This window comes from Pelovirga terrestris (genome assembly GCF_014773365.1).
In the GTDB taxonomy this organism is placed as follows: Bacteria; Desulfobacterota; Desulfuromonadia; order Desulfuromonadales; family Geopsychrobacteraceae; genus Pelovirga; species Pelovirga terrestris.
This window is the reverse complement of record NZ_JACWUN010000016.1, coordinates 25,034-37,768: the sequence shown is the minus strand read 5'-3', so window position 1 is coordinate 37,768 and position 12,735 is coordinate 25,034. Positions and strand designations below refer to the sequence as shown.

Sequence of the window (12,735 nt, the reverse complement as noted above, 5' to 3'; positions counted from 1 at the left end):
TCGGGCAGATCCCATTCGGGCAGATCCCATTCGGGCAGATCCCATTCGGGCAGACACATAGGTCTGCCCCTACGATGGTCTGGGGAAATTCAACAATTGATCCCGATAAAATTCGTACTGCTTCCGGCGCAACGCAATTTCGCGGGGCAAGCCTTCGCTAATGGAGTTGGTTAGGGCGTCGAATTTGTCGAGGATGGCGACGATGCAGGCTTGTTCGGAAAGCGACTTTTCAGGGTTATCCGAGAATGGAACAGGGATTTTATATTCCATAATTTTATCTTTATTGCCGCGCGGCATTTTGGCGCCCTTGGCATGCTGCATATTGTATTCGAAGAACTTGTCATCCGCTAAAACTTGATATAGGTATCGTGGATTAAGAGCACTGTCAGTAGGATGAACTACAAGAACATCGCCATTAGTGCCGCCAATTCGATCTGCATGCCAAATTTTCTTTAGATAAGGCCGTATATTCCCTATCAAGGTATCACCTACGTTGTATTGTGTAAGATTTCCACTATCTGGAGTACGTGTAGAGTCTATTTTGCCGGCGCGATTCTGTAACAAACTTTCAACACCAACATAATTGCTCCCGAATAGTTTAGTATGACTAATGCGTGTCTTTGAATACTCGGCAACCTCCCCCAGCGTCTTCCACTCCACTTCCCCTTCTTCAAAACGCAACAACTGGTCACGGTAGTGGTTGTATTGCTTTTTACGCAGGTTAAACTCGGTGGTCAGCTCGGTGGTCAGCTCGGTGGTCATGGCGGTGAATGCGTCCAGAATACGGACGATTTCGGCCTGAATCGCCAGCGATTTTTCGGGGTTATCCGGGCAGGGGATGGGGATAGGGATTTTTTCAACCTGATGACTCATCAGTTTAGGATTACCCATGCCAGAATAAACGTGATTTTTTGCTACGATCGATAACCAGTAAAATAAATATTTATAATTCAAGTTTGATTGATTGTTGATGTTTATCAATCCACAGACATTCGTAATCGAGAATTTCCCAGTTCGATAAAAGACCGTGCCGGCATTGGCACCATCAGTTGTCCAGCTAATAAACTCCCCGTCAAAATCAAACGTATCAATTCTGCCAATCATTCCGTTATTTGCGGTTTGGGAGCTATAAACAGGATAGTCTCCTGCATTATCAATGAAATAGCCTTTTGACATGACACGACCGCGCCGCAATGTTGCCACTTCCCCTAACGCCTTCCACTCCACCTCAACGCCATCCAGCAGCTTGTCCATAAAACTCAGTTCATTCATTCGTCGTTCCCCTGCAATTCCCGCTCGATTTGTTCAATGCTGGGTAAGTTGGTTTCCAGCTGTTCAGGCAGGGCTTGCTGTAGTTTGTATTCGGCGATGCCCATGGGTTGGCTTTTGTCGCTGAGGGCGTATTCAGCGACGATCTTGTTTTTGCTCTTGCACAACAAGAGGCCCAGGGTCGGATGGTCGTGTTCGCTTTTGATCTGGCGATCCACTGCGGTAAGGTAAAAGCCCAGTTGCCCCAGGTGTTCGGGCTTAAAGTCGCCTGCTTTCAGTTCAATCACTACATAACAGCGCAGTTTCAGGTGATAAAACAGCAGATCCAGATAAAAATCATCGCCACCCACTTCCAAAGGCACCTGCCTGCCCACCAAGGCAAAACCCGCGCCCAGTTCCAGTAAAAAATCAGTGACATGGCGCATCAGTGCCGCTTCAATATCCCGCTCCTGGGCTTCTTGCCCCAGGTTTAAAAAATCGAAGCGATAGGGATCTTTGAGGGATTCACGCGCCAGATCAGACTGAACCTTGGGCAGGCGTTGTTCAAAGTTGGTGACGGCACTGCCTTGGCGTTGATGCAGGCGGCTTTCGATCTGCATCACCAGCACATTGCGCGACCAGTGGTTTTCTATGGTTTTTTGGGCATACCAAGTGCGCATTTCCTTGCTCTTCAACTTATCGAGCAAAGCCAGTTGGTGATACCAGGGCAATTGTGCAAGCACCTCTTGCACAAATTTAGCATCCGGCCAGGCTTCGGCAAAGGCTCGCATGTATTTCAGGTTACGCGCCGAAAAGCCTTTCATCTCAGGGAAATGCTGACGCAGATCCTGTGCCAACTGTTCGATGACTTTCGCCCCCCAGCCCTGTTGAGCTTGTCGCTCTAAAATATCCCTGCCAATTTGCCAGTAAAGCAGCAGCAACTCACGATTCACCGCCAGCGTGGCACGTTGCTGAGCCTGGTGAATGCGGGTTTTGAGATCCGCCAGCCAGGTGCTGTAGCCTTCCGGTCGCGGGGTTAAGGCGATGGGTTGATCGGCCATTTCAAGTCCTTCTCAGTTTTTTCTGGGGCGACAGTGTAAAGGCATTCAGTCCAGCCTGTTTTCTAAACCCCTCGAATTCGAGGGGTTTGAAATTCGGGTTGTACAAGGTTTCCCAAATACCAAGAAACTCGATGGTGTTGCGGTTGCGCATCCAATTGCCAATGGTTGCACTGCTGTCATCCGTCTTATGCTTGGCGATATCAGTCAGCGAAATATAATCCTGCTGATCCATTTGAAAGAAGGATATTTCGCTGCCCTGCACCTGTATTTTTTTGTTTTTGGCCATCAGCACGCTCCTTGGTGTTGCCACGATTTTAATTGTGGCGAAATCGCCATAATTGCCGAAGAAAAAGATAAGCGCTTAGGTGTTTTCACACAGATTCACCTTCGATTTCTGCCACGATCAAGTCAATTTCTGAGCGCAGTTGCTCGATTCTGGCGACGGTGGTTTTCAGTTCGGCATTGAGCTGGGTGATGTTGACCTGTTCGCGGGTGTCTTTGGCGTCGACATAGCTGCTGACCGACAGGTTGTAGTCGTTGGCGGCGATCTCTTCAAAGGGCACAGCGCGAGCAAAGTGGTCAGTATCTGCCTTGCTGTCGAAGGCCTGTATGATCTGCTCGATGTGGGTGTCGGTGAGGAGATTGTTGTTGGTTTCCTTTTTGAACAGACCGCTGGCGTCGATGAACTGGGTGGTGGTGTCGGTTTTGTGTTTGGCGAGCACCAGGATATTCACGGCGATGGTGGTGCCGTAAAACAGGTTGGGGGCCAGCGAGATGACGGTTTCCACATAGTTGTTATCCACCAGGTACTGGCGGATTTTCTGCTCGGCGCCGCCACGATAGAAAATGCCGGGGAAGCAGACGATGGCGGCGCGCCCCTTGCTGGACAGGTAGCTGAGCGCATGCAGCACAAAGGCAAAATCGGCCTTGGATTTGGGCGCCAGGACACCAGCCGGGGCAAAACGGTCGTCGTTGATCAGGGTCGGGTCATCCGAGCCGATCCATTTCACCGAGTAGGGCGGATTGGAGACGATGGCGTCAAAGGGTTTTTCATCACTAAAATGCGGGTCGATCAGGGTGTTGCCCAGCTGGATGTTGAACTTGTCGTAGTTGATGTTGTGCAAAAACATGTTCATCCGCGCCAGGTTGTAGGTGGTGTGGTTGATCTCCTGGCCGTAGAAGCCCTCTTCGATGATGTGGGCGTCGAAATGTTTTTTCGCTTGCAGCAGCAGTGACCCGGAACCGCAGGCGGGGTCGTAAATCTTGTTGACGTTGGTTTGCTTGTGCATGGCCAGCTGGGCGATCAGTCTGGAGACATGTTGCGGGGTGAAAAACTCGCCACCGGATTTGCCGGCATTGGCGGCGTAATTGGAAATGAGGAATTCGTAGGCATCGCCGAACAGGTCGATCTGGCTGCCATGAAAATCACCGAAGTTCAGCCCGGCTACGCCTTTAAGCACGGCGGCCAGGCGGGTGTTTTTATCCTTTACGGTATTGCCGAGGCGGTTGCTGGTGGTGTCGAAATCGGCAAACAGGCCTTTGATGTCCCCTTCCGACGGGTAGCCGTTGGCGGAAGCTTGAATGGCGGCAAAAATGGCGGCCAGATCGGTGTTCAAGCTGTCGTTGTTGTTAGCATGTTTGACGATATTGACAAACAACTGGCTCGGGTAGATGAAATAACCCTTGGTTTTGATGGCGTCGTCCTTGATCTCAGGGGTGATGACGTTGTCGGGGAGCTGGGCGTAGTTGATACTGTCGTCATCGGCTTCGATGTAGTCAGCAAAATTTTCGCTGATAAAGCGGTAAAAGAGGGTGCCAAGCACGTATTGTTTAAAATCCCAGCCATCGACTGAGCCACGGACATCATTGGCGATTGACCAGATCTGGCGTTGCAGGGCGGCGCGTTGTTGGGTGCTTGTCATGGTGTTGTTCCTTGATTTGAACAGTAACTATTCATCTGTCGTCCAAAAAACGTCATCCCCGAATGATCTCGTCGGGGATCTACGACGTTTAACGGCGAAAAATCAGACCGCTGCAGGAGTCGTCTTCAGGCACGATGATCGTCGTTAAAGCGGCTCCTGCAGAGATACCCAACAGTTACTGGGAGATAAGCATCAGCTCTTTGTCCGATTAATACGGTTGGCAGCAAAGGCGGCGCCAAAGCCGTTGTCGATGTTGACCACGGTGACGCCGGAGGCACAGGAGTTGAGCATGCCGAGCAGGGCGGCAACGCCGCCAAAGGCGGCACCGTAACCGACCGATGTCGGCACCGCAATGACTGGTACTGCCACCAGGCCGCCGACCACCGAAGGCAGCGCCCCTTCCATTCCGGCAACGACAATCACTACTGCGGCCTGATGCAGCTGTTCCTGACAGCTCAGCAACCGGTGGATACCGGCCACCCCGACATCAACCAGTTCTTCCACGTCGTTACCAAGCATGCGTGCGGTGATGACCGCCTCCCGGGCTACCGGCAGGTCTGAAGTGCCGGCACAGATGACCAGAATCTTGCCTCGCCCCTGGTTGACGGCAGGCTGATGGACCAGGCAGAAGGTGCGGGCCAGTTCATCGTATTCTCCGCCAGGAAACTGCCGGGTCAGGGTTTCTCCTTTATGCTGATCAAGGCGGGTGACCAGAACATTGCGTTGTCTATCATCCAGGGCGGTGATGATAGTGCTCAACTGATCGAGGGTTTTGCTCTGACCGAGGATGATTTCGGCCACGCCCTGGCGTAACTCGCGGTGATGATCAATGCGGGCAACGCCCAGATCTTCGTACGGCAGATGCTTAAGCTGGTTGACCGCATCGCTGACACTGAGATTGCCGGAAACAAGTTGCTCCAGCAGGGTGGTCAATTGGTTCTGATTCATAGAAATAGTTTCTGCCGGGGGTTACAATCCCAGCTCAGGGGCTATGTCCTGCATGGCTTCGAGACTTAAGTCACAAAAATCCGGGATGCTGACGCCGATTTTTTCACACTCGCTGATGATGTCCCGGTTAGCTCCCGCAGCAAAGAGTTTTTCCTTGAAGCGTTTGCGGACCGATTTGGGTTTGACGCCGGCCAGTTTTTTGTCAGGATAGACCAGGGCGGTAGCGGTGATCAGGCCGGTGATGGTTTCTGCGGCAGCAAGGGCGTGGTGGAGCGGCTGGCTGCGCCGTTGCTCATGAGCATGTTCATTGTGCAGGCAGATGGCCTCGATGATCTCTTCGGTAACCCCTTCTTCGCGCAGGATGCGGGCTGTTTCATGGGTATGACGGTGCATGTCGTCCTTGGTCAGTTCGGCGTCCAGGTCGTGCAGCAGACCGGTCAGGCGCCACAGGGTTTCATCAGCGCCCAGATGGCGAGCCAGTTTGCCCATCACCGCCTCAGAGGCCAGGCTGTGGTTGCGCAGGTTGGGTTGGTTGACATATTGCTTCAGCAGGTCAAGAGCGCGTGCGCGGGAAATACCATAATCCATTTTTTGGGCTCCATATTAGTGATATCGGCAGGACATCATAGCAAAAACTCTTCAGTGTTGCCAAAACAACCAGCATGCTCGCAACAAGCGTTGACTTGTGCTTGGGACGCGCAGTAGTTTGCCGGAAATGCCTTTTACTGTGAACGGGAAATTAAATGATGATGGCTGTTAACGACGATCTGCCCTTGAGCAGAACCAAGAAGAAACAGCAGGCACAGCAGATTGCCGAGCTGGCCGGGCAGCTGTGTGAGTTGTCGGATAATCGCTTCGGACGCATTGACCTGCCCACTGAGATTGTTGCCGAAGCCCAGACGGTGCGCCAGACCGGCGGCCGCGGATCACACAAACGGCAATTGAAATATCTGGCGGGGTTGTTGCGGGAAGATCCCGATGCCGTTGAATCCCTAAGGGTACAGCTGGAGGGGATGGATCAGGTTGATCGCAGCGACAAAAAGCAGTTTCATTCTTTAGAACAGATGCGTGATCGTCTTTGTGATCCACAGCAGTTTGATCAGGCTTTTTTGGAGCTGCAGGATCGAGCACCGCATCTTGATGTGAAAACCATCAGGCGCCTGGCACACTCCGTTCATCAGCATGGTGACAAGCGCGCTTATCGCGACATTTTCAAGCGGCTGCGGGAAGGGATGGCCTGATCAGTATTTAATTGCCGGCTATATGGTTTTTTTGCCTATAAACAACAGCCACCGTTAACATCAGGGTGGCTGTTGTTTATGTATTAATGTTGATCTAGGTCGGTCTGACGCAGGTCAGGCAATTGCTTTGTTGGTTAGTAGGGAGCTTTAATCTTGGCCAGTTGTTCCTTGCTGATTCCCGGAGTGTCGCCCCTGGCATTAAAGCGATTCAGATTCCAGGCACCTTCACCCATCCATGTTTTGATGGTCTGCAGGTTTTTGGCGCGTTCCTCATCATTGCTGCCTAAGTATTGATACATATTGCCGGGTTTGCCGCCGGATGCGCTGCCATCGTCAAGGCGTCTCATCATGGCGCCGGTTTCCGGCCAGACGACAAAGCTCATGAAATGGGGGTAGGTGTTCATGCGCGGGGCAGTGGTTTTGCGTTCCTCACCGAGCAGGTTCCATTCGTTGACCTCGGGAGCATGGTCCCCATGGCACATGGCACATTTTGCCTCTACCATGGGCGCAATGGCGTTTCTCCAGGTGGGGGCTGAGCCGTGACCGGCGGCGATAACAAGACCGGAAAAGCCCAGGGTGATAAAACTCGCAACGGTAGCCAACAGCAAAATTTTTCTTTTCAACATGCATTCTCTCCTTTTCAGTTGATAAAAATGAACTTCAATAAAATAATTGTACGTAGAATAACGGGTTTTTTACGCAAGATCAAGTTTTAATGAAAAATCCTTTCACGATCGCAAGATCTAACCGCAGTCCTTGTATTAAATCGTTGTTTGGTTAGAAAGGACTTTCAAGTGTGCGCGTTCAGCAATGAATTGCACCAGTAGCGGGCAGATGATACCCTGCCTTTCTGATGAGGATCCCCTCTTACCACGCTGCAGGTACCATGAAATTTATCCACACATCCGATATTCACCTGGGGAAAAGTTACCGAAATTCTCCCGCTGAGAGTGTACGTTACGACGACTTCTTTGCCTGTTTGGCGGGTATTTGTGCCGACACCATCACCGAGCAGGTCGATGCGCTGGTGATTGGTGGCGATCTGTTCCATGTCGGTCAGATTCTGCCGAAAACCTTTGCCCGCACCATTGAAACCCTTCAGCCCCTTAAGGATGCCGGCATCCCCTGTATCGCCATCGAAGGTAACCACGACTGGATTCACCGCCGCGATAATATTTCGTGGATGGAAGCCTTGTCGCAGATGGGCTACATCAAGCTGCTGCGGCCTGCGCGCACCGCTGATGGCGCCTACCGTTTCGATCCCTTCGATGAAACGACCGGTATGGGCGGGCATATCGAGATTGACGGGGTCAATATTTATGGTCTTGGCTATATCGGTGCCCAGGCCGGTCATCATGTGGAGCGGATCTGCACTGCGGTTACTACCGTGAACAACCTGCTGCTTTTCCATGTCGGCATCTGGAAATATTCCCCGGTCGAGATCGGTAACATGAAACTGGAAGAGGCTCTTCCTCTGGCCGAAAGGTTCGGCTATGTCGCCCTCGGTCACGGTCACAAGCCCTATGTCATCGAAACTGCAGGGGGCAAGCCATACGCCTTTAATCCCGGATCTCCTGAACGTGTCAATTTTGGTGAAGAGAAGTACCCTAAGGGGTACTACCATGTCTCGTTCGAGAACGGCGAGTTTATCCCCACCTTCAGAAACACCTCGCCGCGCCCGATGCTGGTTGAAACGATTGATCTGGGCGGAGCGGAGAATGTTAATCAGGCCCTCGCCGGGGTCTGCGAACAGATTGTCGCCAGGGTTAACCATTCCGGTGATGAACGTCAACCGCTGCTCGAGTTAAAGCTGGTGGGTCGCGTCGGGTTTCATCCCTTTGAGTTGGGGCGTGAACGGTTAAAATTGGTGCTGGAAGAATTGGTCGCCCCATTGCATGTCGAGATCAAGAACCATCTCTCCCTCGTCAGCAGCTCCGACGAGGTGAACGGAGTCAATAAAAGCTTGGAAGAGATCGAACAGGAGGTTCTGCATGGTCTGATCACGTCCGGCAGCGAATACCAGGGGCGTGAGGAAGAGCTGATTAGGCTCGCCATCGCCCTGAAGAATGCGGTGCAGAAAGGTGATGTCGACGGTGATGAATTGCTGGCCCTGCTTGATCCGGAGGGCAACTGATGCAGATTCTCTCCATCCATCTTAAAAATATCAAGTCGCACCGCGACACCGAGCTGACCTTCTCCTCCGGTATCAACGTCCTTTCCGGTCCCAATGGGGTGGGCAAAAGCACCATCTTTGAAGCGATCGGTTATACCCTTTTCGGGGTCGATGCGCAAAGCTTTGTCGGCAATGTCGAGCGCTTTGTGACCATCGGGGCCAGGCGGGGAGAAATTGCCGTTGTCTTTCAAAGCGCGGCTGCCGAACGCTATCGTGTCAGCCGCACCGTCGGTGCGCCGTCTAAGTGGCTCCTGGCCAAAGAGGTCGGAGGCGTTTTTGAAGTGGAGGAACACAAAGACAGTAAAGAGACTGAAGGGCGCCTCAAGGAGTTGTTGGAGCTGAGATCGGTCCGGTCGCTGGCAGAACAGTTTGAACTGGTGATCGGCCCATTCCAGCACGACTTCCTTGGTCCTTTTGTCATCAAACAGCCCTCCCGGCGGCGTGACAAGTTTGACGAGATTCTCGGCATTGATACCTGGCGTAAGACCTTCAACGAGACCAAGGCCTTGACCAGTGCCATCAACGCCAGGGTGGAGGCCCTGGAAAGCGCTATCGCCCCGCTTCAAAGCCAGGTGGCTGAGCTGCCGGCAAAAAGGGAGGAACATCAAGCGGCGCAGCAGGATCTGGTGCAGGCCGAGCAGGAACTGGCGTTGCAGCAGCAACAGCTCAACGACCTTGAAGGGGTTCTCCTTACGGTGGATCAGCGTGAAAAGGATATCAAGGGGCTTGAAAAAGAGGTCGAAAACCTCAAGGAACGGATCAGTAACGGTAACGAGATGATCGGCAAGCAGAAGCTGTTGGTCGACGAGGCGGAAAAAGCTCACAAGATCATCGCAGAGACCACCCCCGGCAAAAAAGCCTACGAACAGGTCGAGAAGCAGCTGAATGAACTGCGGGAGAAGGTCAAGATTCAGCGGCAACAGGAACACGAAGCCGCTGATCTCAAAAACCAGCTTGCCAGGTTAACCGAACGGTTAAAGATTGAGACCCTTACGACCCAACGAACTCGCGAAGAACTGGCTGCCGAAGAACAGGCGCTGACCGCAAGCCGGAAGGCGCTGTCCCTCGATGATCAGCAAAAGGCCCTGGCGCAGCGACTGCCTGCCATCCAGGTGAACCTCGAAGGGGTGCGCAAGCAGCTTGGGCTACTCGAAGGACGCCGGGTGGCACTGGAGGAGGGGAGCGAAAAACTTGCTGAGGGGGTATGCCCTTTCTTCCAGGAGCCCTGTCTCAATATCGCCACAAGCCCTCCAGCCGATCTGTTCTCAGCCAAGTTCTCTCGACTTGACCAGGAGCGCCAAAGTCTTCAGGACGACGTTCTCAGGCTCGAACGGGAAGAGAAGACGGCCAGTGATGCCAACGATCAGCTCAAGGCGGTTGCGGTCAGACTGGAAGGGCTGGATTCGCAGCTGGTCAAGCTGGCGGAACGTCGCACAGTAAACGAGCTCAAGGCTGCAAGTCTGGCGGGATGGCAACAGGAACAAACCGCCGCGCAGCAGCAACTCGATGAAAAACAAAAGGTGTTGGATACCTACCGCCGGTTACAATCAGATATTGAAGAGGCCGAGAAAAACAAGGCACACTACCAGGAAGATCGTGATCGTTATCTGGCCAATCAGCAGCAGGCGCATGAGCTGGCTCATCGCCGGACTGATCTGGAAAAATTCACCAAGCATCTCAAGCAGTTGCAGGATGATCTGGCGGCAAAAGAAACGGCCTTCAGTGAGGCGGTTAGGGAGTATGATGCCGCCGAACATGAAAGGCTGCGCCGGCAGAAAGAGACCCTCTGGGGTGGGGTCAGCGCCCTCGGCCAGAAGATAAAGGGACTGGTCGTAGATGTCGCTCGTCTTGCCGTTGAGGTCGACAAGCTCAGGAACATTGAAGGGGAAATCACCGCCAAACGGGGTCAGATTACAACCTATAAGGAGAAGGATGAACTGGTCAAATTCCTGCGTAACCGGGTGTTTCGGAATGTCTCCGGGCACCTCTCTGAACGCTTCCGGGAGGAAATCAGCCAGCGCGCCAATCGAATCTATCGAATCATCTCCGAAGTCGATGAGGAGCTGGCCTGGGGTGACAACTATCAGATTGTGCTACGCGATATGGTCGATGATGATCTGCGTGAACGAGCCGATGATCAGCTCTCGGGCGGTCAGATCATGAGTGCCGTGGTGGCTCTGCGTTTGGCCATGTTGCAGACGATCGGCGCCCGTATTGCTTTCTTTGACGAACCAACGTCCAACCTCGATGTCACCCGCCGGGAAAACCTGGCCCACGCCTTCAGGGCTATTGATGTCGGTAAGGAAGAGGTCACCGAACACTGGTACGATCAGTTGTTTTTGATCAGCCATGATGTCGCTTTTACCGAAATTACCGATCAGATTATTCCCCTGACCTAATCCTTCCAGATCGTTCTTCTCCTCCCGCCTGCTGTTGTCCGGGGCGTGTCACTGTCAGCCAAGCAGTTCTTTAACCTGCTCGCAGATGTGACGAGCGATGGGCAGGGCCGAGGTCGCCGCGGGGGACGGAGCGTTGCCGACAATCAGACTGTGCTCTCCTTTGACAAAGAGAAAATCATCGAGGGTTTTGCCGTCGGCGCGAACCGCCTGGGCGCGAACCCCCGACGGGTAGGGGCAGAGATCTTTGAGCTCAATCTGCGGACAGTAGCGCTGAGCCAGTTTGAGGTAGCCGGGGCGATAGAGGGAATTTTTCAGCTCGCTCAGGGTTGGCCCGGGATATGTCCCAATCAGGCGGTAGAGCCCAGCGTAGCTGAACATGTCGATCAGGTCGCGCAGGTTCATTGACCAGCGGCTGTAGCCTTCGCGGGCCAACGCCAGGGTGGCGTTAGGGCCGACAGTGAGGGAGCCGTCGCTCATCGGGGTTAGGTGAATGCCTAAGAAGGGCAATTCCGGATTGGGGATCGGGTAGATCGGATGGCTGACGATCCGGCGTTTATCGACCGGCAGTTGGAAGTATTCGCCACGAAACGGCAAAATCCGAAACTCCGGCTCCTTGCCCAGCATGCGGATCAGACGGTCGGAGTGCAGACCAGCGCAACCCACGACAAATTGGGCGGAAAAACGACCGATGCTGGATGTGATCTCCACACCTTGATTCTCCCTGATGCCGATCACCTGGCAGTTGGTGTGAATCTCCCCCCCGGCCGAGGTAAACAGTGCTGCCAGCTGGTGAGTGATCCGGGCATAGTCGACGATCCCGGTTGACGGCACCCAGGTTGCCCCCAGGCCGACGACATTGGGTTCCTTCTCCTGCAACTGCTGCTGATTGAGCACCTCAGTGGGAATATCGTTCTGGCGGCAGCGTTCGAGCAGGTCCTGCATCCGCCCCAGTTCGGCATGCGTCGTCGCCACCAAGAGCTTGCCGGTTTCACGAAAAGGGATCTTATGTTCGCGGCAGAATTCCTTGGTGGCCAGGTTTCCTTCACGACAGAACTTTGCTTTGAGGCTGCCCGGCGTGTAATAGACCCCGGCATGGATAACGCCGCTGTTGCGCCCGGTCTGATGGAGGGCCAGCCGGGATTCTTTTTCCAGAACCGCGATTGTGCTCCCAGGATGATCCTGCTGCAACTGGCGGGCGGTGGCCAGACCGATAATGCCACCACCAATAACAATAAAATCATATTGTGCCATCAATGTTACTCCTTTTTCGGGGGCCAGTGGGTAAGCCAGCCCAGATCAAGTAATCCATAGAGCCCGATCAGAATCGCCTCAGCGGTATCGTGCCGCAGTGCCGTTGGTTTTTTGTGACTTAACCGGTTGATAACCTCAATCGCCATTTTCAGTGCCTGCTGTTTGGCGACGCGACCGCTTGGATGCTGCCGGTCATAAAAGAGTTGTTTGCGCCATTGGCCGGCATCCAATTGGACAAAAACGCACTCCAGTTTGAGGGCTTCGCGTTGCCAGAGTTCGGCCAGAGGGCCGCCGCCTTCCAGATAAATATGGGTAGGCAGGGGGGTGCTGCGCAATAATGTGGCGATCAGGCGTTTCAGTTTCTGCTGGTCCGCCAGATGGTGGGAACGATACCACAGCAGCCGGCTGTCGTGACGGTATAGCGCAAGCCCAGTGTGCAGGCCGACATCAACGGCCAGTAGATGCGGGGCCGGCCGATCGGTAGAGGACACA

12 protein-coding genes are annotated in these 12,735 nt (G+C 53.5%); 3 read left to right on the top strand and 9 right to left on the bottom strand.

From position 1 onward, the window contains the following. Positions 1–69: 69 nt before the first annotated feature. From ICT70_RS12630 to ICT70_RS12605, 6 genes are all read right to left on the bottom strand, one after another. Positions 70–1,272, bottom strand: a complete 1,203-nt coding sequence (locus ICT70_RS12630; protein ID WP_191157188.1) for a restriction endonuclease subunit S — start codon at positions 1,270–1,272, stop codon at positions 70–72. Next, complete coding sequence (locus ICT70_RS12625) at positions 1,269–2,309, bottom strand: PDDEXK nuclease domain-containing protein (RefSeq protein WP_191157187.1); 1,041 nt, start codon at positions 2,307–2,309, stop codon at positions 1,269–1,271. Before ICT70_RS12625 ends, ICT70_RS12630 begins: the two co-directional genes overlap by 4 nt. Position 2,310: 1 nt before the next feature. Further along, positions 2,311–2,595 carry a KilA-N domain-containing protein gene (locus tag ICT70_RS12620; RefSeq protein ID WP_224747035.1) on the bottom strand — a complete coding sequence of 95 codons (285 nt, stop codon included), beginning with the start codon at positions 2,593–2,595 and terminating at the stop codon, positions 2,311–2,313. A gap of 85 nt (positions 2,596–2,680) precedes the next feature. Beyond that, positions 2,681–4,231, bottom strand: a complete 1,551-nt coding sequence (locus tag ICT70_RS12615; protein WP_191157185.1) for a type I restriction-modification system subunit M — start codon at positions 4,229–4,231, stop codon at positions 2,681–2,683. Between the two features lie 192 nt (positions 4,232–4,423). Next, entirely contained in the window at positions 4,424–5,179 is a 756-nt protein-coding gene (gene larB / locus ICT70_RS12610; RefSeq protein WP_191157182.1) for a nickel pincer cofactor biosynthesis protein LarB, read from the bottom strand. A gap of 21 nt (positions 5,180–5,200) precedes the next feature. Continuing rightward, entirely contained in the window at positions 5,201–5,767 is a 567-nt protein-coding gene (locus tag ICT70_RS12605; protein ID WP_191157180.1) for an HDIG domain-containing metalloprotein, read from the bottom strand. 155 nt (positions 5,768–5,922) lie between these two features. Here ICT70_RS12605 and yjgA point away from each other — a divergent pair, with 155 nt between their 5' ends. Then, entirely contained in the window at positions 5,923–6,420 is a 498-nt protein-coding gene (gene yjgA, locus ICT70_RS12600; RefSeq protein ID WP_191157178.1) for a ribosome biogenesis factor YjgA, read from the top strand. Positions 6,421–6,554: 134 nt separating this feature from the next. On the opposite strand, the gene ICT70_RS12595 is transcribed toward yjgA, so the two are convergent. After that, positions 6,555–7,046, bottom strand: coding sequence for a cytochrome C (locus ICT70_RS12595; protein ID WP_191157176.1), 492 nt, complete (start codon positions 7,044–7,046; stop codon positions 6,555–6,557). Between the two features lie 260 nt (positions 7,047–7,306). On the opposite strand from ICT70_RS12595, the gene ICT70_RS12590 reads away from it, so the two are divergent. Continuing rightward, positions 7,307–8,554, top strand: coding sequence for a metallophosphoesterase family protein (locus ICT70_RS12590; RefSeq protein WP_191157174.1), 1,248 nt, complete (start codon positions 7,307–7,309; stop codon positions 8,552–8,554). Next, positions 8,554–10,992, top strand: a complete 2,439-nt coding sequence (locus ICT70_RS12585; protein WP_191157172.1) for an AAA family ATPase — start codon at positions 8,554–8,556, stop codon at positions 10,990–10,992. Before ICT70_RS12590 ends, ICT70_RS12585 begins: the two co-directional genes overlap by 1 nt. A gap of 54 nt (positions 10,993–11,046) precedes the next feature. On the opposite strand, the gene lhgO is transcribed toward ICT70_RS12585, so the two are convergent. Together lhgO and ICT70_RS12575 are read right to left on the bottom strand one after the other, a co-directional pair. Continuing rightward, positions 11,047–12,243 carry an L-2-hydroxyglutarate oxidase gene (lhgO, locus tag ICT70_RS12580; RefSeq protein WP_191157170.1) on the bottom strand — a complete coding sequence of 399 codons (1,197 nt, stop codon included), beginning with the start codon at positions 12,241–12,243 and terminating at the stop codon, positions 11,047–11,049. Between the two features lie 5 nt (positions 12,244–12,248). Then, a complete protein-coding gene (locus tag ICT70_RS12575; RefSeq protein ID WP_224747034.1) occupies positions 12,249–12,734 on the bottom strand; it encodes a RuvC family protein in 486 nt (161 codons plus the stop codon). Position 12,735 lies beyond the last annotated feature (1 nt).